Here is a 22,423-nt window from a genome sequence, read left to right on the forward strand (position 1 = left end):
TAACAGGATCGATCATAGGTTGTTATCTACATGTGATCCAGGGTTTCAGCCAAACTCGTTGTGATTTATCTCAGCGGGCCTCCGTGGCCCTTGCGATTTGCCCTAAACAATGTGGAAGGTGCTCGCCGCCGGTTGGTGCCGCGCCTACTTTTAGGTCGTCCGGACAGGTATGCGGAGAGTGAGGAGCAGGATGAACAACGACATCGGCCAGTTCACTGTTCTGCGGGAGCTGCGGCCGACCATCGAGAGCAACCTTGCCCGTCACCGCGCCGAGTCCGTGCAGTGGCGGCCGGCCGATATCGTTCGCGCCGAGATGTACTGGGGGGCGAGCGCGTCGACTCTGACCGAAGCCGCCAAAGCCGCGCTGGTCACCAATCTTCTTGTCGAGCAGAATATTCCGCTGTACCGCCGGGACACCTCGTCCGGGGAGGGCGGTGCGTGGGCGTCCTGGATCGCCGAGTGGAGCAGCGAGCGAACCCGGCACGCCGAGGCCGTCACCGACTACCTCGTCGCCACCCGCAGCGTCGATCCGACAGCACTCGGACGAGCCCGCGCGCAGTGCATGACCGTGGGCTTCGACTCCCCGATGAACGGCGCGCACCTGCTGCGATCCTTGGTCCAGGTGGCCATCGAGGTGTCGGTCTCGAGCATCTGTCTTCGCAACACCGCAGACCAGTGCCATGACCCGGTGGGCGATCGGCTGCTCGGATGCATCGTCGCCGATCAAGAACTGCACATCACGTTCTTCGAGAACCTGATCTCGGCGGCGCTCGACGTGGCACCCGGCCTGACGGTCACCGCGATCACCGAGGTCGTCATGAACTTCCAACTACCGGGGACCAACCTGCCCGGGTTCGCCCGCAGCGCGATGCTCATCGAGCGCGACGGGATCTACGACCTCGCCCGTCACCTCGACGAGGTCCTGCGACCCATGCTGGCCCAGTGGCGCGTTTTCGAACGCACCGATCTCGGCGGCGGGGCGCGCAGACGAGATCAGCTGGCCGACTACCTCGACCATCTCGACTCTCAGACGGCCGCTACCGCACGCAGTCACGCGCATGTGCGGGAGCACGCGAACGCACTGCGAGCCAGCTGACGCGACATACTTCGGGTCTCATCGACTAATCTGGACTCCTATTCGTCATACGCTTCGAGACCGCGTTCTCGTGGCAACGACCGGAGGCCCGAAACGTGACAGGCTCTCGACCGATCATCGTCGGCATCGACGGATCCGCTGCAGCGGACAAGGCGGTGATCTGGGCGGCGCTCTGCGCGTACCGGCGTGATCTCCGATTGCACATCGTGACCGCCGTCGACATGCCCGGGGTCGTCGATCTGAGTGAATTCGCAGGAGAAGCAACCGAATTCGTCGCCACCGCAAAGTCCAGGTTGGTGGCCGCAGCGACTTTGGCCGCATCGGTCGTCGACGATCCCGCTTTCGAGGTGACGTCGAGTGCCATCGAGGGCGGCGTCATGGATGTCCTGATCGGGGTCTCGGCGCAGGCCGAGATGCTGGTGATCGGTGCCAGTGAAACAGGCGCTGTCACAGTGTCGTTGGCCGCGCACAGCGTCTCACCGGTGGCAGTGGTGCGGGGCCGAGACATCGACGGCCGTCCGGTCGCAGAGGGACCGGTCGTCATCGGCATCGACGGGTCCGAAGTCAACCAGGCAGCGATCGAGTGGGCATTCGTCGAAGCGTCGGCACGCGGTGCCGTACTGATCGCGGTGCACGTGTGGTCCGATGTCGATCTGACCCAGTCGTTCGGGCGCGCGCCCGTGGATTGGCAGGCCATTGCCGACAACGAGGAAGCGGTGTTGGCCGAGAGCCTCGCCGGCTGGCAGGAGCAGTTCCCCGATGTCGAGGTGCAGCGCATCGTCGCACAGGACCGACCGGTTCGGGTTCTCAGTGGTCGATCGGAGACCGCTGCACTGATCGTGGTGGGCAACCGCGGACGCGGTGGATTCGGCGGAATGCTACTGGGATCCACCAGTTTCGCCCTCGTCAACTCGGCGGACTGTCCGGTGTTGGTCGTACGGAACTCGCTCACATAGCGACGGTCAACAAGAAGGACACGTCCTCGATCGCCTCGACGCTGTGGCGAGCGTCCGGGACGACAAGAAGGTCACCGGTGGAGCCCTTCCACGAGCGGTCGCCGCTGATCAGTTCGAGCTTGCCGCTCAGCACCAGGACCGTCGACTCACCGGACAGATCGTGTTCGGCCAGCTTGTTTCCGGCGGCCAGTGCCACGACCGTCTGCCGCAGGTGGCGACGATGACCGCCGTACACCGTCTGCGAACTGCGGCCACTCGACGCGCCGACCGCGAGCTTGAGTTGTTGGCGGGCAAGGGCGGTGAGTGACTTCTTGTCCATGATCGACAGTATGACGCACCGCCCGCGGTCGCGACGGGGAATCCTGAACGCGCTCAGGACGCGTGGGCGGGCTTTCGGTACTCGACCCAGCGAAAGCGGGTCCCGTCGACCCGGCTGCTCTGCCATTCGCCCGCGGTCGCGATCCAGCCCTCCGGGATTTCCGGAGCAGCGGTATCGCCCTCGACGTCCAGGTCGACCTCGGTGACCTCGAGATGGGTCGCGATTTCCATTGCACTGCGATAGATTTCGCCGCCGCCGATGATCCAGACCGGGGCGGGGTCGGCCAGCGCGATCGCGTCGGCGACGCTGTGTGCCACCTCTGCTCCGTCAGCGGACCACGAGGGATTTCGGGTGACGACGATGTTCCGTCGACCCGGAAGGGGGCGGAATCTCGACGGCAGGGAGTCCCACGTCTTGCGACCCATGACGACCGTATGGCCGCCTGTCACGGTGCGAAAGTGGGCCATGTCCTCGGGAACGTGCCAGGGGATGCCGCCCCCGTCGCCGATGGTTCCGGTGCTGCTCTGCGCCCAGATCGAGCCGACGAACGCGGCACTCACACCGCTACCGGAGCCTTGATCGCCGGGTGGTGCAGGTAGCCCACGATCTCGATGTCCTCGTAGGTGTAGTCGAAGATCGAATCGCGTGGCGCCAACTTCAGGGTGGGGTACGGATAGGCCTCCCGAGACAGCTGCTCGGTGACCTGGTCTCGGTGGTTGTCGTAGATATGGCAATCGCCGCCGGTCCATACGAACTCGCCCACTTCGAGACCGGTCTGTGCCGCCACCATGTGCGTGAGCAGTGCGTAGCTGGCGATATTGAACGGCACCCCGAGGAACATGTCTGCGCTGCGCTGGTACAGCTGGCAGGAGAGCTTGCCCTCGGCCACGTAGAACTGGAAGAACGCATGGCAGGGTGGCAGCGCCATGCGCGGGATCTCGCCGACATTCCAGGCCGAGACGATCATCCGACGAGAATCAGGATCGGTCTTCAGGGTTTCCACGACCTGGCTTATCTGGTCGATGTGGTCACCCGAGGGGGTCGGCCACGAACGCCACTGCACCCCGTAGACGGGCCCGAGCTCGCCGTCCGGGGCGGCCCACTCGTCCCAGATGCTCACTCCGCGTTCCTGCAGCCACGTGGCGTTCGATTCTCCGCGCAGGAACCACAGCAACTCGTAGACGATCGACTTCAGATGGACCTTCTTGGTGGTGATCAACGGGAAGCCGGCCGCCAGGTCGAAACGCATCTGATGTCCGAACAGACTGGTGGTACCGGTTCCGGTTCGGTCGGACTTCGCCGTCCCGGCAGTGAGGATGCGGCGCAGCAGATCTTCGTACGGAGTCGGAACCATCACGACGGCCATCGTAGCTGCATACTGGACACATGCCTGAATTACCCGAGGTGGAAGCCCTGGCCGGCTTTTTGCGCGAGCATGCTGTCGGTGCCGTGATCGGGCGGATCGACATCGCAGCACTGAGTGTTCTCAAGACATTCGATCCACCGATCACCGAGTTGCAGGGCAAGGACGTCACCGATGCCGCCCGCTTCGGCAAGCACCTCGCACTTCGGGCAGGCGATCTGTGGCTGATCACGCATCTCTCTCGTGGGGGCTGGCTCCGGTGGGTCGACAATCCCAGCGCCGCGCCGCCGAAACCCGGCAAAGGACCGCTCGCGCTTCGCATTCACTTCTTCACCCCCGAGGGTGCGACGCCCGCTGTCGACGTGACCGAAGCGGGTACCAAGAAGCGGCTGGCGGTGTGGGTGGTGCGTGATCCTGCGCAGGTGGCGAGCATCGCCAGGCTCGGACCCGACGCGCTGACGGTCACCGAGCTCGAATTCGCGGAGATTCTCGGCGGTACCACCGCACGACTGAAAACCTCGCTGGTCGACCAGTCGCTTCTGGCAGGCATCGGCAACGCCTACTCGGACGAGATCTTGCACGTCGCGAAGCTCTCGCCGTTCGCATCGTCGAGCAAGCTGGAACCAGACGCGGTCGCGACGCTCTACGCGGCGATGCGCTCGGTGTTGTCCGACGCGGTCTCGCGCTCGGCCGGGCAGGACGCGGCGCGTCTGAAAGGCGAGAAGAGATCGGGCATGCGGGTCCATGCCCGGACCGGGCTGCCCTGCCCGGTGTGCGGCGACCCGGTACGCGAGGTCGCCTACGTCGACCGGTCCTTCCAGTACTGCGCCACCTGCCAGACGGCCGGCAAGATTCTCGCCGACCGTCGTATGTCTCGCCTGCTCAAGTAGCGGGTTCGAGCTTCTGGCTGTCGTAGCCCCGATAGCCTTCCCAGGCTCTGCGTCGGTCGCTTCGCGGATCTTTCTGGACCCGGGTGCGGGTGTCGAAGATCAATGTCTTGCGGTCGGCTTCGTCGTACCGTGGCCACGAATCGAGCGGTTTTCCGTTGGTGGCGAACGCGATCCACTGTGATTGCACCTGATCGGTGACCTCGGCGAAGGCCTTCCGTCCGCCGGCGAGGGTGAGTGCCTTGCCGAACAGCGTGTCGCTGATGCCGAACACGGCGAACAACTCGAAACCGTGGGTGGCGTCGAAGCCGAGCAACTTCATCGACCTCGGTGCGAAGTCGAAACGGTAGAAGTACGTCGGCGCGTACCGCGAATGCCCCTCGGCCACTTCCAGAGACGGCTTCCAGAACGTGAAATCGCCACCGAAATCGATAGCCGCCCGTTCGCTCGGGTAGCCCCGGTAGCCTGAGGTGACGACCGCCTGGGCTTCGGGATCGGTGAGCGCGAACAGCTTGGTGATGCGCTCGGGATTGGTGGGCAGGGCGTCGAGGAACTTCGGAAACAGCGTTCCCTCACGGGCATTGGTGCCGATGATCAGCGGAACTCGGTGAGCAGTGCCCGACGCGTAGGCCCGTACCGGACTGACCGGCAGGAAGTCACCGTCGATCACCGGACCGAAGGGAAGCAGGCCGGGGGTGCGGTGCAAGGTGGTGAGGCCGAGTTTGGTGCCGGCACGTCCGAGGCGGAGGACCTCGGCGCTGTCGAGTATCTCGGCAGCGTTGTCGACGGTGCCGCCGAGGTACCCGACGAATTCGCGTGCCCATTGATCGGCGCGTTCCTTGGTGGTGGTCATGCCGGGAGCGGAGCTCTCGGCAATAGCCTGTGCGAACAAGCCTTTCGCGGAGGGGACGGTCAGGAGAGTGGTGATGGCATTGCCGCCCGCGGATTCGCCGAAGATCGTCACGTTGTTCGGATCGCCGCCGAAGTTCTCGATATTGCGTTGTACCCACTCGAGCGCCGCAACCTGGTCGCGCAGGCCCAGATTGGAGTCGAAGGGTCGCTCCGGGGTGGAGAACTGGGACATATCGAGGTAACCGAGCGCGCCGAGACGGTAGTTGATCGAGACGTAGACGATGCCGTCACCGTTCTGCAGTGAGCGCCGCACCAGCGAGCCACCGCCGTACAGGGGCGTGGCCGAGGTGCCGAGCGTGTACGCCCCGCCGTGGATGAACACCATGACCGGGCGCGGTGCGGCGCTCGGAGCGCTCGGCGCCAGCACGTTGAGCGTCAAGCAGTCCTCGCTGGAGGGTTGGTACTTGCCGATCGCGAGCATCGTGCCGCGTTTGTGCTGGATCGAGGCATTGCCCCACTCGGTGGCGTCGCGCACTCCTGCCCACGGCTCGGCGGGTTGCGGCGCTCGAAATCGAAGTGGACCGACGGGCGGCGCGGCGTACGGAATGCCTCGCCAGGTGATGAGTTCGCCGACCGGCTTGCCTTCGATGATGCCCTCGGAGGTGGTCACACGCGTGGTTCCAGCCATGCCGCGAGTGTACTGACCAGTTCTTACTCCGGGGTAAGAAACGGCCCGATGCGGGTGCGGGGCAGACTGGGCTGCGTGCCCTTCGAGTATCGCGCCCACATAGTGCAGCTCCTGACTGCGCCCTCACACGCCTACTTCGGTAGATCCAAGGACGGCCCGGCCGAGGTGCCGACCGAGCTGCCGTCCAGCGTCGAGATCGTGGCGCACAAGGGCATCCGCGGTGATCGATTCTTCGGCGTGAAGGCACACACCGAGGCGGCCGTGAGCATGTTGTCGGTCGAGGCCTGGGACGCGGTGGGGGAGGTGCTCGGCATCGAGGTACCCGATCCCGCGGTGGCCAGGCGCAACATCGTCGTGCGCGGACTGGAGCTGGACCCGCTGCGCGGTCTCGAATTCGAGCTGAACTCCGGCGACGGCTGGATCGCGTTCCGCGGCGGAAGACCGGCACACCCGTGCGCGTGGATGGATCGGATGGTGGCCGACGGCGCGCGCAAGGCGCTGATCGGGCGAGGCGGCCTGCGTGTCGAACCGCTCTCCGACGGAGTTCTGCGCGTCGGGGAAGTGGCGGTGCGCTCGCCGGTCGAACTCGATGCCTCGCGCGCTGCGCTGTCGATCCGACGCGCCCAGCCGATCTGACATCGTTGCCGTCGTTGTTGATCGGACCGGTCGACCAGGGGCACACTCGAGGCACAAGTCGGTGCGCTTTTTCGCTGTGAGTATCGAAAGGAACACGATGGCCTTGCCGCTCAGCGGAGTTCGAGTTCTCGAGCTCGGCAACTACATTGCCGCCCCTACTGCCGCGCGCATGCTCGCCGACTTCGGTGCCGAGGTGATCAAGGTCGAACGTCCCGAAACCGGTGACGAACTACGCAACTGGCGACTGTACTCCGGCACGACGTCGATGCTCTATCGCACGATCAACCGGAACAAGAAGTCGATCGTGCTCGATCTGCGCACCGAACAGGGGCGTCAGGACGTCATCGATTTGGCCGCCGAATGCGACATCGTGCTCGAGAACTTCCGGCCCGGCACCCTCGAGAAGTGGGGCATCTCGCCCGAGGTGCTCAGTGCCGCCAATCCCGAGTTGATCATCACCCGCATCTCGGCCTTCGGACAGACCGGACCCATGTCGCAGCGACCGGGGTTTGCTGCCGTCGCCGAGGCGTACGGCGGATTTCGCAATCTCGTGGGCGACCCGGATCGGCCGCCCGTTCGGGTGGGGGTCTCCATCGGTGATTCGATCGCGGGACTGTACGCGGCCTTCGGATCCGTGATGGCACTGTTTCAACGGCAGACCCGGCGTGCGGCGCAGGCACCGGAGGAGCAGTCCCCGCTGCCGCTCGCGCAGCGTTCGATCGATGTGGCCCTGAACGAGTCGATTCTGTCGATGATGGAATCGCTGATTCCCGACTACCTCGCCTACGGCGTCGAACGCGAGCGGACGGGCGGCCGGATGGAAGGGATCGCGCCGTCGAACGCATATCTGTGCAACGACGGTCATTCGATCATCATCGCAGGCAACGGCGATGCCATTTTCCAGCGCTACATGGACACCATCGATCGTGCCGACCTGGGAGCCGATCCGGACCTGGCGTCCAACGCAGGCCGGTGGCGACGACGGGAGGAGCTGGACGCGGCTATCTCGGCCTGGACCGGATTGCATTCGCGCGAGCAGGCATTGACGATCCTCGATGCGGCCGGGGTGCCGTCGGGTCCGATCTACACGGCGGCCGATATCGTCGCCGACGAGCAATATGCCGCCCGCAACATGATTCAGCACTTCCCGGTCGACACCGGCGGTGAGGAACCCACCGAGGTCGGATTCGTCGGCGTGGTGCCGGTGATCGGCGATGTGTCCCTGCCCATTCGATCGGTCGGACCGGATCTGGGCGAACACACCAGAGAAGTACTGTCGACTCTGCTCGGCCGTACCGACGACGAGATGGGTTGAGCAGATGTATCGATTCGCTCCCGCAGCCGAGCTCCGCGATGTCACGATGCGCGACGGCCTGCAATTGACCGGCAAGATACTCGCCACCGAGCGCAAGCTCGAGATCATCAGGACTCTTGTCGATCTCGGTGTGCCTGCGCTCGAGATCGGGTCGATGGCGCGAGCAGACAAGGTGCCCGCGATGGCCAACACGCTCGAGGTGATCGGTGAACTCACCGCCGCCGAACTCGCGCGATGCTGGGTGTGGGTCGCCACTCCACGGTATGTCGAGAAGGCCGCTGCCGCCGGGGCGCGCAACTTCCAGTACTGCTTCTCCGCATCGAACTCGCACAACGAGGCCAACATCGGTCGATCCACCGAGGTCTCGCTTGCCGCCATGCCCGATGCGATCGACATAGCGCGATCGGTGGGCGGTGCTGTCGAACTGTGCATCGCGACCTCCTTCACCTGCCCGTTCGAGGGCCACGTGCCCGCGGACCGGGTCATCGAGATCGCCAACGACGAACGTGCCACCGGGGCAACCGATATCGTCATCTGCGACACCCTCGGGCAGGCGGTACCACTGCAGGTCTCCTCCCTCATCGAGCGGGTGCGAGCCGAAACCCCCGACCGCCGAGTGGTCTTCCACGGTCATGACACCTGGGGTATGGGTGTCGCGAACACCCTCGCGGCGATCTCGGCAGGAGCCACGATGGTCGACGGCTCCCTCGGCGGTCTCGGCGGTTGCCCCTTCGCGCCGGGAGCCAGCGGCAACACCTCCTCCGAGGACATCCTGTTCGCGACCCGGCCGGACTGGTTCGAGCCGGAGACCCTCGCGGCACTGGTGACGGTGTCGGAGGGTCTGCTCGCCGAACTGGACGAGCCCATGCGATCGAACACCGTCCAGGGCGCACGATCGAACGCCGGTGCCTTCGAGTGGGTCCTGTGAGCCGCATTCTCGTCACCACCGAGATCCCCTCGCCGGGAATGGATATCCTGCGCGCCGCAGGTGAGGTGGACCTGCGAGCTCTCGATCACGAGCAGCTGATCGACGCATGCTCCTCCGGCGACTATCTCGTCGTGGTCTCTCAGCTGCGGGACCGGTTCGACGCCGAGCTGCTCGAGTCGGCGTCACTTGTCGGGATATCCAACTACGCAGTCGGATTCGACAACATCGATATCGCAGCTGCGACCGAGCGCGGCATCACCGTCGCCAATACTCCCGGGGTGCTGACCGACTCGACCGCCGACATCGCGATGCTGCTCATCTTGTCCACGGCCAGACGCGCGCTGGAGGCGGATGCGTTCGTCCGCTCCGGTTCGTTCACCGGATGGGAGCCGGAACTGCTTCTCGGCAGCGACGTCTCGGGCCGAGTACTGGGTCTGGCCGGGTTCGGCCGCATCGCCCGGGCCACTGCCAGACGGGCACTGGGTTTCGGTATGACGGTCAAGTTCTGCCCTCGCCCACCCGGGGATCGCCCGGTCTCCGAGGAGGAGCTCGGTGAGTTCGCGGGTCGGGTCGAGCACGCATCATGGGACGAGATCGTCACGACCAGCGACTTCCTGTCCCTACATGTTCCCCTGAACGAGTCCACCCACCATCTGGTCGACGCAGCAGTGCTGCGGGCGATGCAACCGTCGGCGATCGTGATCAACACCGCGCGCGGGCCGGTGATCGACGAAGCCGCTCTGGTGGCTGCGCTCGGCGAGGGCACCATTGCGGCAGCTGGACTGGACGTCTACGAGCGGGAACCGAGCCTGGAACCGGGCCTCGCGGAGCTCCCGAACACCGTGTTGTTGCCGCATGTGGGAAGCGCGACGGTGTCGGTGCGGTCGGAGATGGCGCGACTGTGCGCCAACAATGCGGCTGCGATGTTCGGCGGCTCCCTGCCACCGCATCCGGTGAACCCCGACGCCTGGGGGCGCGCTGCACCACCTGGGTAGGCGCGCTGGAATCTACGCGCGCACCCGAGTTCGGAGGCGCGCGAGCGGCTTGGTCAGCAGCAGAACGAGCAGTGACCACAGCCCGAGTGGTGTGAACGAGAGCCCGAGAGCGACCACCATCAGCACCGAGGTGACAACACCGTTGCGGAGGTTGCTGCGCGTCGGGGTGTCCTTCGCGACGATGCCGGGATGCCGAGAGACGATGACATCGGCCGCGCACATCGAGATGACCGACACCGCGATCGTCGCGACGTACAGCGGAGACGCGCTCGCGTCGTATCCACTCTTCTCGGCGATCAACTTGGTGGGGAACGGCAGAAAGACGATCGACAACAACCAGACGAAGTTCACCCACATCAGAGACCGCGTGTATCCGATCAGATCGCGGAAGACACGATGATGGCTCAGCCATTGCGAGAAGATGATCAGGAAGCTGAGCACGAACGCGAACAGCTCCACCCCGTGGCTGCGCAGAATGTCGATGAACTGCGCACTCTCGTCGGGGTCTGCCAGTTCCACCAACGGGAGGATCAGCAGTGTCGCGGCGATCGCGACCACAGCGTCACTGAAGTTGACCAATCTGTCGAATCCGCGTTCGTATTCCATGTCAGCATTGTGCCTCTCGCGGGAGTACCGTCCGGAGGATGTCCGACCGACGCACTCTGACCACCGGCCGAGTGGTGTTCCTCGTTGTTGCTGCGGCGGCACCGATGGCGGCCATGATCGGCAACGTGCCGCTGGCGCTGATCCGCGGCAACGGAGCCGGTTTGCCGGCGGCCTACGCTGTCAGCGCTGTTGTGCTGCTGTGCTTCTCGGTGGGGTTTGCGGCCATCAGCCAGCAGGTCTACAGCACCGGGGCCTTCTACACGTACATCGGTCTCGCGCTGGGGAAGCCGCCAGGGGTCGCTGCCGCATATGTCGCAGTTGTCGCGTATACCTCGCTGGCATGCGGACTTTCGGGAGCATTCGGGTATTTCACCCACCTGGTTTTCGCAGATTCCGGCATCGACATTCCGTGGTGGGTCTTCACGGCAGCGGCCGTGGCGATCGTCGCGTTCCTGGGTTTCCGAAATGCCGACCTCTCGGCGAAGGTGCTGGGCACCCTGATGGCGCTCGAATTCGCCTTCCTCACCGTCTTCAACGTCCTGGTGGTGAGCGAGAAGGGAACCGCGGCACTGCCCCTCGAGTCCTTCACCCCCACACAGGTCTTCTCGGGATCTGTCGGAATCGCCATGATGTTCGCGTTCTCGAGCTTCATCGGGTTCGAGTCCGCCGCGTTGTACGGCGAGGAAACCAAGGATCCCCGGCGCAGCATCCCGCGCGCGACATTCATCGCTGTCTCGCTCATCGCAGTCTTCTACGTGCTGACGAGTTGGATCATCGTCGGTGCCTCGGGTGGCGTCGATGCCCCGATATTGGCCGAGACCGAACTGGGGAACCTGTTGTTCACTCTGGCGCAGCAGTACGGCGGAACGGTGCTGTACGACGGTACCGCGGTGCTGCTGTGCACCAGTGTGCTCGCCTCGTATCTGGCCGTGCACAACGCTGCCAGTCGTTACCTTTTCGCTCTCGGACGTGAGCGCGTACTTCCGGTGCGTCTCGGCGGAATTCACCCCAAGCATTCGAGTCCACACGTCGGCAGTATTACTGCCTCGGTCGTTGCCACGGTGGCGTTGACGGCGTTCGCGGTGACCGGTGCCGACCCGTACTTGATCTACGCAGCCGGTGCCATCGGCCTCGGCACATTGGGGGTGATTGCGCTGCAGGCCGCGGCCGCGTTGTCGGTGGTGGTGTTCTTCATCGGGCATCCCGACTTCTCGCTGTGGCGCACCGCGATTGCTCCCGGCATCGGCTTCGCCGGATTCATGACCGGATTGGTGCTCGCCGGAACGAATTACAGCACCCTGACCGGTTCGGATTCCGCGATCGTCAATGCGATACCGGTGGTGTTGATCCTCGCCGCGATTCTCGGAGTGCTGGTGGCACTGCGCATCCGGCGCACCGACCCGAAGACCTACGAGGGGATTGCCGCGGCCTACATGCGTCAGTGATCGGCGTCTCTTCGGGCTTCGAGCAGCCTGAGCCAGATCTCGGACACCGTCGGGTACGACGGCACCGCATGCCACAGGTCGTCGAGGGAAACCTTGCCCACGATGGCGACCGTGGCCGCATGGACCAACTCCGCCACACCTGGCCCGACGAAGGTCGCGCCCACGATCGTGTCGGTAGCGCGGTCTATCACCAGTTGCGCATGGCCTGTGTAATCGTCCTGTTGGAGAGACGAACCCGCGACGGCGATATCACGTGCCACTGTCTCGACATCGATGCCTGCCTCACGCGCATCGGCTTCGGTGAGCCCGACCGAGGCCAGTTCCAGAGGCGTGAACACCACCTGGGGAACCTGCCTGTGATCTGCCGATGCGCGAAACCTCTTGTGATCGAGTGGCTTTCCCTCGGCCCGGGCCGCAATGACATCCCCGGCCACCCGGCCCTGGTACTTCCCCATGTGCGTGAGCGGGGCGCGGCCGTTGACGTCGCCCACGGCGTAGAGCCACTCGTGGCCGGGAACGCTCAGATGATCATCGACTTCGATGGAGTGTCCGTCCTCGAGCCCGAGCCTCGACAAGCCGAGGTCCGAACTCGCCGGACGACGCCCCGCTGCAACGAGAACCTCATCGGCCGTGATGTCCTTCCCGTCGACAGTCAGGGTCACCGGGCCACCGTGGATGCGACCGAAGCCGGTGGCAGCAGGATTCTCTCGGGATACCGACTCGAGGGAGGCGTCGAACATGATCGACGCGCCGCGCTGGGTCAATGCATCCGCGACGAGTTCGCTGGCGAACGGCTCCGAACCTGCAAGCAGGGACGAGCCGCGCACGATCATCGTCACTTTCGCCCCGAGTGAGAGCAACCAGGTGGCCGCCTCCGAGGCGACGACGCCACCGCCGATGATCGCGATGTGAGCCGGGGTCTCGTGAATATTGGTGGCGTCGCGGGAGATCCACGGCAGAGCGTCCCGCAGACCAGGAACCTCGGGGATCGACGCGGTGGTCCCGGTGGCCAGAATGACGGCGTGTCGAGCGGTCAGGGTGCGTCCGTCGACCTCGACGGTCTTGGTCCCGGTGATACGTCCGTGGCCGCGGATGACCGAGATGCCCACCGACTCGGCCCACGCCACCTGTGAGGAATCGTCGAGGCCGTGGGTATAGGACTCGCGCCTGGCCAGAACGGCGTCGGCATCGAGGGGGCTCTCACCCACCAGTTCCTTGACGCCGGGCATGTTCCGTGCGGTGTCGAGGACCTCGCTGGGACGCAACAGCGCCTTGCTGGGCATGCACGCCCAGTAGGAACATTCGCCGCCGAGGAGTTCGTGTTCGATGATCACAGCGGTGCGGTCACTGCCCTGAATGGCGTACTGGGCGGCGTTCTCACCGACCGGGCCACCGCCGATGACGATGACATCGAATTCCGAACTCTCTGTGGACATAGCTCCACAGTGACATAGGCTCGCCGTTTATGGCGACCACTCGGAACAAGATTCTGATCAGCGGCGCGAGTTCGGGGCTGGGTGAGGAAATGGCCAGACGGTTTGCCGCGATGGGCCGAGACCTTGCGCTCTGTGCCCGGCGGGTGGAGCGACTCGACGAGCTTCGCGTCGAGTTGATGCACCAGAACCCGAACATCACCGTGTCGGTTCGGGCACTCGACGTCACCGACCACGACGCCGTGATCGAGGTCTTCGGCACGCTCCGAGACGAGCTCGGTGGCCTCGACCGGGTCATCGTCAATGCCGGGCTCGGCAAGGGCGCGAAAATCGGTACCGGGCGCGCCGAGGCCAACCTGCAGACCGCGCGCACCAACTTCATCGGTGCCCTGTCGCAGTCCGAGGCCGCACTCGCGATGTTCCGCGAGCAGAAGCACGGGCATCTGGTCCTGGTCTCGTCGATCAGCGCGGACAGAGGTCTGCCGGGCGCGAAGGCCACCTATTCGGCGAGCAAGGCCGCGGTCGCCTCGCTGGGAGAATCGCTGGCCACCGAACTGGCTCGAACCGACATCGCCGTCACCACGTTGCTGCCGGGTTTCATTGCCACCGAGATGTCTGCCAAAGCGGGCGACAACGCCGCCCTCACAGCTACTTTGGACGCGGGGGTCTCCGCGATGGTCGACGCGATCGAGAGCGAGACTCGACGCGCCGCGCTACCCGGTCTGAAGTGGCGGGGCATCGACGCGGCGCTACGGTTCCTGCCGAATGCGCTGACCGATCGACTGGTGTAGTTATTGCAGGTAGCCCTACCAGGGTGTACCGGCCAGGTCTCTCGTCGCGAGAGCTCGCTGTACGGCCGAGGCGAGCTCGACGCTCGACCCGGCCACGGTGTCGTCGGTGCACACCAGTGAGAGGGTGTAGTTGCCGTTCATTCGGCAGATGTAGGTCGACATCCTCGTCGTCGTCGATGCACCCGAGGGGTTGGGGTGGATGGCCCGAGTGGCCAGGCCGCTGGATCGGTGCGGGCCGAGGGTGGAGACTGCGTCGGGAATATCGCCGATGTTGGAGCACAACACTTCTCCGCGTCCCGGGGTCGAGGTCAGCTTCGCGGCCAGGCGAAGGGGAAGCAGCTGAACGATCTCGGGTGGATACCCGGCCGGTGCCCCGACGGGGGCTCTGAAGGCGGCCTTGCATGCGGCCCTGATGGTTACCGGTGAATCGTCACCCCGGACGGCGACGGTGGCCATGCCGATCGAGTTGGCGTCGCCGGTTGCCGTCCGGAAGGGGATGTCGACGGTCACCGCAGGTGATCCGAGTTCGCTCATCGTGGCGGCGACGATCGAGACGAACAGCGAGTTGGCCGAGCCTCCGGCGTGCGCGGCAGCCGAATCCCATTCTGCGGCAGCGATGTCGAGTATCACGGAGTGCGCACGGCGCGCTTGGTGCGGGCGAGTGCCGCCGGTGTCGGCGGCGAGGAATGCACGTAGTTCGCCTCGGGCCTTCGTGCTGACCCACAACCTCGCTGTCGCGGCGATGGACTTTCCGAGGACGGTCACAAGCATCGAGAGCGCGTCTTTGACATCCGAGCCGGGCCGAGCGAGGGGGACGTGTACCGATGTATCCGAGAAAGCTTGCGCCGCGGCATCTATGAGTTCGCGAGCATCAGCGAGTGCGTGTGAGCAGACCAGAGACACCACGGTCCCGCCGCCCGAAACTCCAGCGGCCGTCAATCGCCAACCGGGCCCGAACTGAGGGTCGAGTTCGAGATCGGCCTGCACATCGGCCCACCCGATGATGTCCTCGACCGCGTCGGCGGCGTACTCGAGTGGCAGCGTCTGCGAGGACGCCTCCCATCGAAGACGAGCGCCGGGAATGCGGGGCTTTCCGACTCGGCGGCCCAGCTGCCCGCGGGCCAGTCTTGCGTGCACTCCGTCGAGTTCGTGCCGGCTCAGGGTGTCGGGGGTGCGCCAGATTCCCTGCAGCGCAATGGGGAAACCGTAGCCGCGGTGCGTCCGGAGGAAGATCTCGTCGATCACCGACAGACGCGTCGATCTCACGTGCTCGGGTTGCCGTGTCGTCCCGCGCCCGATACGAACTTGCTCGCGCCTGCGAGCGCGTCGGCGGTGATCGAGATGGCGCCGTGCCGGAACTCGTTCTTCAGGGCGGACTCCTCGTCCAGGCCGTCCTGCTCCAGTACGGACAGTCGATCCTCGCGCATACAGGTCTGCGGCAGCAGGGCGAGTTCGGCGGCGAGGGCCTCGGCCTCGGAGCGCGCCCGCCCCACCGGAACCACGCGGGTGACCAGTCCGATGTTCGCGGCCTCGTGCGCATCGACGGCGCGTCCGGTGAGGATCATGTCCATCGCGCGGCCGGTGCCGATGATGCGCGGCAATCTCACTGTGCCGCCGTCGATCAGAGGTACACCCCAGCGGCGGCAGAACACGCCGAACGTCGCGTCGTCCTCGGCGATGCGTAGATCGCACCACAGGGCGAGTTCGAGTCCGCCTGCAACGGCATATCCGGAGACGGCGGCGATGACCGGCTTGGACAACCGCATTCGCGTCGGTCCCATCGGGCCGTCGCCGTGTTCGGTCGCATGGTTCGAGCGGGATGTACCCAGCGCCGCGAGATCGGCTCCCGAGCAGAACGTGCCGCCCTCGCCCCACAGGACGGCCACCGCGGCCGATTCGTCGGCATCGAACTGCTCGAATGCCTGGATCAGTTCCTGGGCGGTGGGGCCGTCGACCGCGTTCCGCACTTCCGGGCGCGAGAGGACGATCGTGGTGACGGGGCCTGATCGTTCGATCCGTACCGGCATGTGTGAACCCTACTCGAGTACCCTTGCGTGAAGCAATGAATCAGTGCTTCAATCCTTGAGTGCCCTACAGACGAACCCCCGCGGTGCAAGCCCGCCTCGACGCCGGTCGCGGGAAACTGTTCGCGGCCGCCATCGAGGTGCTCTCGACCAAGGGGTACGCGGGCCTGTCGGTTGCATCGGTCGCGGCGGCAGCAGGGGTGTCCGCAGGCAGCGTGTACACCCACTTCGAAGACAAGGCGGACTTGGTGGTCGCCATCTTTCGTGAGGTCTGCAGCCGAGAGGTCGACGCAGTGGTCGCCGTTGCCGGGCACGGCAGCACCGCCGAGCGAGTGACGGCAGTGGTGCAGACGTTCGCCGGACGCGCCATGAAGAATCGGACGATGGCGTACGCCCTGCTCGCCGAGCCGGTGGACCCGATCGTCGACGCCGAACGCCTGGTCTTCCGCCGGAAATTCACCGATGCCTTCGCCGACGCGATCGCATCCGGTATCGCAGCCGGAGAGATTCCCGACCAGGACGCGTCGATCTCCGCTGCAGGTCTCGTCGGTGCCGTCGGCGAGGTGCTGGTCGGGCCGTTGTCCTCCCCCCAATCCATGGATCCGGTTCCGGGTCTGGTTGCACTGTCGCTGCGCGCGTTAGGAGTTCGAGATGGACACACATGAGGTTTTCAACCAGGCGATCGACCTGATTCCGTACGACGTGTCCGAGGACGCGTCGATGCTCGATGGACTCGAGCGCGGCGGCGGCGCTTGGGCGCTCGACGAGGTTCGTCGACTGGGGGTACTCGCCGGTGGTGCGAAGGCCCAGGACTGGGGCCGGCTCGCCAACGAGAATCCGCCGGTGCTGAAGACTCACGATCGCTACGGGCATCGGATCGACGAGGTCGAGTTCCATCCGCACTGGCACGATCTGATGACCGTCGCCGTCGAGCACGGACTGCACGCCAGCCCGTGGACCGATGATCGGGTGGGCACACACGTCGCTCGCGCCGCGAAATTCTATGTCTGGGGCCAGACCGAGGCCGGGCACATGTGCCCCATTTCGATGACCTACGCCGTCGTTCCGGCCCTGCGGCACAACCCCTCCCTGGCAGCGCAATACGAGCCGTTGCTCGCGGCGCGAGAGTACGACTTCGGGTTGCGCGTACCGTCCGAGAAGCGCGGATTGATCGCCGGTATGTCGATGACCGAGAAGCAGGGTGGATCCGACGTCCGCAGCAACACCACCACCGCCACCCCGTCGTCCGATGGCACGTACTCCATCGTCGGCCACAAGTGGTTCACGTCCGCGCCGATGTCGGACATGTTCCTCACACTCGCGCAGGCCCCGGGTGGGCTGTCGTGCTTCATGTTGCCGCGCGTGCTGCCCGACGGCACTCGCAACCGAATGCACCTGCAGCGGTTGAAGGACAAGCTGGGCAACAAGTCGAACGCGTCCGGTGAGCTCGAGTACCACGGGGCGACGGGATGGCTCGTCGGCGAAGAGGGCCGCGGCGTCCCCACCATCATCGAGATGGTCAACATGACCAGATTGGACTGCGTCATCGGGTCGGCGGCGGGCATTCGGAACGCCACCGTCCGCGCGGTCCATCACGCGCGGCACCGCGCGGCCTTCGGCGCGCAGCTGATCGATCAGCCGTTGATGCGAAACGTGCTGGCGGACCTGACCATCGAATCCGAGGCCGCCACCGCCGCGATGATGCGCCTGGCGCAGGCCACCGACGGCTCGGCCCGCGGCGACGAGCAGGAGAGCGCGCTGCGCCGAATCGCGTTGGCAGTCACCAAGTACTGGGTGTGCAAGCGGGCACCGGCCCACGCTGCCGAGGCGCTCGAATGCCTCGGCGGCAACGGCTTCGTCGAGGAATCGGGGATGCCGAGGTTGTTCCGCGAATCACCGTTGATGTCCATCTGGGAAGGCTCGGGCAACGTCGCCGCGCTCGACTCCCTCCGCGCGCTGGCCCGTCAACCAGACAGCGTCGAGGCATTCTTCGGTGAAATCGGTCAGGCCGCGGGGGCGGATTCTCGGTTGGACGACGCCATCGCCCACGTCGGCAAAGAGCTGTCCGACACTTCCGACATGGAATACCGAGCGAGGCGAGTCGTCGAACTGATGGCCCTGACCTTCCAAGGTGCCCAACTGGTGATGCACGGCGATCCTGCTGTCGCCGATGCCTTCTGCGCCAGCCGGCTCGACCGTGACTGGGGCATCGCCTTCGGCACGCTACCTGTCGGAGTCGACACTGCGGCGGTGTTGTCGCGGGTGTGAGTGCGCGAATCGCCGGGTGAAAAGGCTCAGACCGCTCGGCCCCGCTGTGCCCGGTACCAGCGCACCAGGGAATCGGTGGACGAATCCGATTGCGCAGAGGGCGCTTCGGCGTCGGTGAGAACCGGGGTCAGTTCGAGGGCCTGAGTCTTCCCCAGTTCGACACCCCACTGATCGTAGGAGTCGATGCCCCAGATCACGCCCTCCACGAAGACCTGATGCTCGTACAGTGCGATCAGTTGGCCGACCACCGAGGGCGTGAGCCTCGGAGCGAGGATCGAGGTGGAAGGGCGATTGCCGGGCATTACCTTGTGCGGCACCACATCTGCCGGTGTGCCCTCGGCGGCGATCTCCTCGGCGGTCTTGCCGAAGGCCAATACCTTGGTCTGTGCGAAGAAGTTGCTCATCAGCAGATCGTGCATCGAGCCGCTGCCGTCACGAGTGGGCAGATCGTCGGTGGGCTCAGCGAATCCGATGAAGTCGGTCGGCACCAAACGTGTTCCCTGGTGCAGCAATTGGTAGAACGCGTGCTGGCCGTTGGTGCCCGGTTCGCCCCAGAATATCTCGCCGGTGGCCGTGGTGACAGGGGAGCCGTCGGCTTTGACGGACTTTCCGTTCGACTCCATGGTCAGCTGCTGCAGGTAGGCCGCGAAGCGGGACAGGTCATTGGAATACGGCAGTACCGCCCGGGTCTCCGCGCCGAAGAAGGAGCTGTACCACAGGCCGATCAAGCCCAGTAGAACCGGCGCGTTCTCGGCCAGCGGTGTGGTGCGGAAGTGTTCGTCGATCGAATAGAAACCGTCGAGGAATTCGCCGAATGCCTCCTTGCCGACGACGGCCATGACCGACAGGCCGATGGCGGAATCGACGGAGTAGCGTCCGCCGACCCAGTCCCAGAAGCCGAACATGTTGGCGGTGTCGATGCCGAAGTCCGCCACGCGTTCGGCGTTGGTCGATACCGCGACGAAGTGCTTGGCGACGGCGTCCTCACCGAGAGCATCGACCAGCCAGCGTCGAGCTCCGGTCGCATTCGTCAGTGTTTCGAGTGTGGAGAACGTCTTCGAAGCGATGATGAACAGGGTCGACGCCGGATCGAGTCCGTCGAGCGCCGCGACGAGATCGGCAGGGTCGACGTTCGAGACGAACTTCGCCGAGATACCGGCGTCGGCGTAGTGGCGGAGTGCGTTGTAGACCATGACCGGTCCGAGGTCTGATCCACCGATTCCGATGTTGACGACGGTGGATATCTTTTCGCCGGTAGCGCCGACCCATTCACCCGATCGCACTCTGTCGGTGAATTCGCCCATGGCCGTGAGCACTTCGTGCACGTCGGAGACGACGTTCTGACCGTCGACGGTCAACGATGCATCGGCAGGAAGACGCAGCGCGGTGTGCAGAACGGCGCGGTCTTCCGAGGTGTTGATGTGCTCGCCCGCGAACATGGCGTCGCGCTTGCCTTCGACATCGGCGGTACGTGCAAGCTCGAGGAGCAGTTCGATGGTCTCGCGAGTGATTCGGTGCTTGCTGTAGTCGATATGCAGATCCGCAGCGTCGACGGTGAAGCTGCGGCCTCGGTCCGCGTCGTCGGCGAACAGCGACCGAAGATGAGTATCGGCGATCGCGGAGTGGTGATCGGTCAGCTTCTGCCAGGCATCCGTGCCGGTGATATCGACGCTCATATCGATCAACAGTAGTGCCGGGCACAGTCGCGCGCTCGTCGTTCCTCGTTTGCATCCGACGCTGCGGAGGCATCATGGGGGTATGGACCAACGTGCATTGATCGAATCGATTCCGGCAAAACTGTGGATCGGCGGGAGGGCCGTCGACGCCGAGGGAGGCAAGACCTTCGCGGTCAACGATCCGGCCACCGGCAGGCCGTTGACCGAGGTGGCCGATGCGTCACCGGCGGACGCGATGACCGCACTCGACGCCGCCGCTGCGGCGCAGAAGAGTTGGGCGAGCACACCGGCTCGCGAACGCAGTGAGATTCTGCGCGCGGCATTCGAGAAGGTCACCGAACGCGCCGACGACATCGCGCTCCTGATGACACTGGAAATGGGCAAGGCTCTCGCCGAATCCAAGGCAGAAGTGAAGTACGGTGCCGAGTTCTTCCGGTGGTTCGCCGAAGAAGCTGTGCGCATCGGCGGGCGCTACACCCCGGCCCCGGCGGGCAACGGTCGAATACTGGTCACCAAAGCTGCGGTCGGCCCGGTGCTGGCGATCACCCCGTGGAACTTCCCGTTGGCGATGGGCACCCGCAAGATCGGGCCCGCCCTGGCCGCCGGTTGCACCATCGTGGTGAAGCCGGCGAGCGAGACCCCGCTGACAATGCTGCTGCTCGCGCAGATCTTCGACGAGGTCGGGCTGCCGCCGGGCGTGCTGTCGGTGCTCACGACCTCGAAGTCCGGCGCTGTCACCGGCCCCCTGCTCGAAGACCCGCGGTTGCGGAAGCTGACGTTCACCGGCTCGACGGGCGTCGGCAAATCCCTGGTCGAGAAGTCCGCGACCCGGCTGCTGCGGACCTCGATGGAGTTGGGCGGCAACGCACCACTGGTGGTGTTCGACGACGCCGATGTCGACGATGCCGTGGACGGCGCGATGCTCGCCAAGATGCGTAATGGCGGCGAGGCCTGCACCGCGGCCAATCGCCTGCACGTGCACAACAGCGTGCGGGAGGAGTTCACCACCAAGCTGGTGGCGAGGATGTCCGAGATGAAGCTGGGGGCAGGGGTCGATCCGGACACCAAGCTCGGACCACTGATCAACGCCGATCAACTCGAGACCGTGCAGGAACTGGTCGACGACGCGGTGCAGAAGGGGGCGACGGTGGCTCTCGGCGGTAGTGCACCGGGCGGGGACGGATACTTCTATCCGGCGACCGTGCTCACCGACGTCCCGGCCGATGCCCGCATTCTGAAGGAAGAGGTGTTCGGGCCGGTCGCGCCGATCGTCGGCTTCGACACCGAGCAGGAGGGTATCGATGCGGCGAACGACACCGAGTACGGCCTGGCCTCGTACATCTACACCGAGAATCTCGACCGGGCACTGCGGGTGGCGGAGGCCATCGACAGTGGCATGGTGGGCGTCAACCGCGGAGTCATCTCGGACGCGGCCGCGCCGTTCGGTGGTGTGAAGGAATCCGGATTCGGACGTGAGGGTGGATCCGAAGGAATCGAGGAATACCTCGAGACCAAGTACATCGCGCTGAAGTGAGTTACCGACGGTTGGGCGTGCAGCGCTCGCGCCCAACCGGAGGGTGGATCAGTGGCCGAGACGTCCGCGCCCGAGACGGAGCAGGAGCATGGCCAGCGTGTGGCCTTCCTGACCGAGGCTGCTGAAACGCTCGAGGACCTTCATCTCGCGGCTGTGCACCAGGCGCGGTCCACCGGAGGCCATGCGAGTGCGTCCGATCATCTGGGAAACCTCGGAGCGGCGCTTGATGGCTGCCAAGATCTCGGCATCGAGACGGTCGATTTCCTGGCGCAGATCGTTGATCTCGGCCTCGCTGGACGGCACTGCAATGTTTGAATCGATCTTCGTCGTCATGGCCATCGTCTCTCCTCGGGTCACATCTTGGATCGTTGCGTCGTCCGGCACCGTTACACCTCTCGTATTCGGAACTGCATCGCCAATGGGCTCGGTTCCCAGCTCCGATATCCGGCGAGGTTCATCGAGCACCCCGCCTGGAACCAGGGGCGTCACATCTACCGACAGGTTCCTGTAGGTGCGGCCGAACAGCGGCTGACCCGACGTAGGCAATGCCGTACGGTTTTTTCGATCACCGATCCAGTGTGCCATGGGCCGACCGTCCTGAAAAGTCGTCC

At 65.1% G+C, this 22,423-nt stretch carries 22 protein-coding genes; 12 read left to right on the forward strand and 10 right to left on the reverse strand.

The window, feature by feature from the left end:
* Positions 1 to 190 precede the first annotated feature (190 nt).
* Entirely contained in the window at positions 191 to 1,096 is a 906-nt protein-coding gene (locus J1M87_RS04460; protein ID WP_206488164.1) for an acyl-ACP desaturase, read from the forward strand.
* 95 nt (positions 1,097 to 1,191) lie between these two features.
* Positions 1,192 to 2,052: a universal stress protein gene (locus J1M87_RS04465; RefSeq protein WP_206488166.1), complete on the forward strand. Its 861-nt coding sequence runs from the start codon at positions 1,192 to 1,194 to the stop codon at positions 2,050 to 2,052.
* Here the strand turns inward: J1M87_RS04465 and J1M87_RS04470 are convergent.
* Genes J1M87_RS04470 through J1M87_RS04480 form a run of 3 tightly spaced genes read right to left on the reverse strand, consistent with a single transcriptional unit; the run spans position 2,045 to position 3,728 of the window.
* Complete coding sequence (locus J1M87_RS04470) at positions 2,045 to 2,371, reverse strand: cupin domain-containing protein (protein ID WP_206488168.1); 327 nt, start codon at positions 2,369 to 2,371, stop codon at positions 2,045 to 2,047. The genes J1M87_RS04465 and J1M87_RS04470 overlap by 8 nt on opposite strands.
* A 53-nt stretch (positions 2,372 to 2,424) precedes the next feature.
* A complete protein-coding gene (locus J1M87_RS04475) occupies positions 2,425 to 2,931 on the reverse strand; it encodes a dihydrofolate reductase (protein WP_206488170.1) in 507 nt (168 codons plus the stop codon).
* Entirely contained in the window at positions 2,928 to 3,728 is an 801-nt protein-coding gene (locus J1M87_RS04480) for a thymidylate synthase (protein ID WP_307830729.1), read from the reverse strand. Before J1M87_RS04480 ends, J1M87_RS04475 begins: the two co-directional genes overlap by 4 nt.
* A 29-nt stretch (positions 3,729 to 3,757) precedes the next feature.
* Here J1M87_RS04480 and J1M87_RS04485 point away from each other — a divergent pair, with 29 nt between their 5' ends.
* Positions 3,758 to 4,624: an Fpg/Nei family DNA glycosylase gene (locus J1M87_RS04485; RefSeq protein WP_206488174.1), complete on the forward strand. Its 867-nt coding sequence runs from the start codon at positions 3,758 to 3,760 to the stop codon at positions 4,622 to 4,624.
* Here the strand turns inward: J1M87_RS04485 and J1M87_RS04490 are convergent.
* Positions 4,617 to 6,161 carry a carboxylesterase/lipase family protein gene (locus tag J1M87_RS04490; RefSeq protein ID WP_206488176.1) on the reverse strand — a complete coding sequence of 515 codons (1,545 nt, stop codon included), beginning with the start codon at positions 6,159 to 6,161 and terminating at the stop codon, positions 4,617 to 4,619. The two genes, J1M87_RS04485 and J1M87_RS04490, sit on opposite strands and share 8 nt — an antisense overlap.
* A 75-nt stretch (positions 6,162 to 6,236) precedes the next feature.
* Here J1M87_RS04490 and J1M87_RS04495 point away from each other — a divergent pair, with 75 nt between their 5' ends.
* The 4 genes from J1M87_RS04495 (at position 6,237) to J1M87_RS04510 (ending at position 10,035) form a co-directional block, all read left to right on the forward strand.
* On the forward strand, positions 6,237 to 6,797 hold the full coding sequence (locus J1M87_RS04495; protein WP_206488178.1) for an MOSC domain-containing protein: 561 nt from the start codon (positions 6,237 to 6,239) through the stop codon (positions 6,795 to 6,797).
* 97 nt (positions 6,798 to 6,894) lie between these two features.
* Positions 6,895 to 8,112, forward strand: coding sequence for a CaiB/BaiF CoA-transferase family protein (locus J1M87_RS04500; RefSeq protein WP_206488180.1), 1,218 nt, complete (start codon positions 6,895 to 6,897; stop codon positions 8,110 to 8,112).
* A gap of 4 nt (positions 8,113 to 8,116) precedes the next feature.
* Positions 8,117 to 9,040 (forward strand): hydroxymethylglutaryl-CoA lyase, encoded by a 924-nt coding sequence (locus tag J1M87_RS04505; RefSeq protein WP_206488182.1) that lies wholly within the window; start codon positions 8,117 to 8,119, stop codon positions 9,038 to 9,040.
* Entirely contained in the window at positions 9,037 to 10,035 is a 999-nt protein-coding gene (locus J1M87_RS04510) for a D-glycerate dehydrogenase (RefSeq protein WP_206488184.1), read from the forward strand. The genes J1M87_RS04505 and J1M87_RS04510 overlap by 4 nt, the downstream gene beginning before the upstream one ends.
* A gap of 12 nt (positions 10,036 to 10,047) precedes the next feature.
* Here the strand turns inward: J1M87_RS04510 and J1M87_RS04515 are convergent, their stop codons facing one another.
* Positions 10,048 to 10,641: a TMEM175 family protein gene (locus tag J1M87_RS04515; protein WP_206488186.1), complete on the reverse strand. Its 594-nt coding sequence runs from the start codon at positions 10,639 to 10,641 to the stop codon at positions 10,048 to 10,050.
* A gap of 38 nt (positions 10,642 to 10,679) precedes the next feature.
* Here J1M87_RS04515 and J1M87_RS04520 point away from each other — a divergent pair, with 38 nt between their 5' ends.
* Positions 10,680 to 12,086 (forward strand): APC family permease, encoded by a 1,407-nt coding sequence (locus J1M87_RS04520; protein WP_206488188.1) that lies wholly within the window; start codon positions 10,680 to 10,682, stop codon positions 12,084 to 12,086.
* Here the strand turns inward: J1M87_RS04520 and J1M87_RS04525 are convergent.
* Entirely contained in the window at positions 12,080 to 13,522 is a 1,443-nt protein-coding gene (locus J1M87_RS04525) for an NAD(P)/FAD-dependent oxidoreductase (RefSeq protein WP_206488190.1), read from the reverse strand. The two genes, J1M87_RS04520 and J1M87_RS04525, sit on opposite strands and share 7 nt — an antisense overlap.
* 29 nt (positions 13,523 to 13,551) lie before the next feature.
* Between J1M87_RS04525 and J1M87_RS04530 the strand changes: the two genes are divergently transcribed.
* Entirely contained in the window at positions 13,552 to 14,310 is a 759-nt protein-coding gene (locus tag J1M87_RS04530; protein ID WP_206488192.1) for an SDR family oxidoreductase, read from the forward strand.
* A gap of 15 nt (positions 14,311 to 14,325) precedes the next feature.
* Here the strand turns inward: J1M87_RS04530 and J1M87_RS04535 are convergent, their stop codons facing one another.
* Together J1M87_RS04535 and J1M87_RS04540 are read right to left on the reverse strand one after the other, a co-directional pair.
* Entirely contained in the window at positions 14,326 to 15,576 is a 1,251-nt protein-coding gene (locus tag J1M87_RS04535; RefSeq protein ID WP_206488193.1) for a hypothetical protein, read from the reverse strand.
* On the reverse strand, positions 15,573 to 16,337 hold the full coding sequence (locus tag J1M87_RS04540) for a crotonase/enoyl-CoA hydratase family protein (protein WP_206488195.1): 765 nt from the start codon (positions 16,335 to 16,337) through the stop codon (positions 15,573 to 15,575). Before J1M87_RS04540 ends, J1M87_RS04535 begins: the two co-directional genes overlap by 4 nt.
* Positions 16,338 to 16,396: 59 nt before the next feature.
* On the opposite strand from J1M87_RS04540, the gene J1M87_RS04545 reads away from it, so the two are divergent.
* Both J1M87_RS04545 and J1M87_RS04550 read left to right on the forward strand, forming a co-directional pair.
* The gene (locus J1M87_RS04545) at positions 16,397 to 16,999 is read left to right on the forward strand and encodes a TetR/AcrR family transcriptional regulator (protein WP_206488197.1); all 603 of its coding nucleotides are present in this window, start codon (positions 16,397 to 16,399) and stop codon (positions 16,997 to 16,999) included.
* Positions 16,986 to 18,602: an acyl-CoA dehydrogenase family protein gene (locus J1M87_RS04550; RefSeq protein WP_206488199.1), complete on the forward strand. Its 1,617-nt coding sequence runs from the start codon at positions 16,986 to 16,988 to the stop codon at positions 18,600 to 18,602. Before J1M87_RS04545 ends, J1M87_RS04550 begins: the two co-directional genes overlap by 14 nt.
* A 26-nt stretch (positions 18,603 to 18,628) precedes the next feature.
* Here the strand turns inward: J1M87_RS04550 and pgi are convergent, their stop codons facing one another.
* A complete protein-coding gene (gene pgi / locus J1M87_RS04555; RefSeq protein ID WP_206488201.1) occupies positions 18,629 to 20,278 on the reverse strand; it encodes a glucose-6-phosphate isomerase in 1,650 nt (549 codons plus the stop codon).
* A gap of 82 nt (positions 20,279 to 20,360) precedes the next feature.
* Between pgi and J1M87_RS04560 the strand changes: the two genes are divergently transcribed.
* Positions 20,361 to 21,812: an NAD-dependent succinate-semialdehyde dehydrogenase gene (locus tag J1M87_RS04560; RefSeq protein WP_206488203.1), complete on the forward strand. Its 1,452-nt coding sequence runs from the start codon at positions 20,361 to 20,363 to the stop codon at positions 21,810 to 21,812.
* A gap of 48 nt (positions 21,813 to 21,860) precedes the next feature.
* On the opposite strand, the gene J1M87_RS04565 is transcribed toward J1M87_RS04560, so the two are convergent.
* A complete protein-coding gene (locus J1M87_RS04565) occupies positions 21,861 to 22,151 on the reverse strand; it encodes a chorismate mutase (RefSeq protein ID WP_206488205.1) in 291 nt (96 codons plus the stop codon).
* Positions 22,152 to 22,423 lie beyond the last annotated feature (272 nt).

Source organism: Rhodococcus sp. KRD162 (assembly GCF_017168335.1).
GTDB lineage: Bacteria > Actinomycetota > Actinomycetes > Mycobacteriales > Mycobacteriaceae > Rhodococcoides.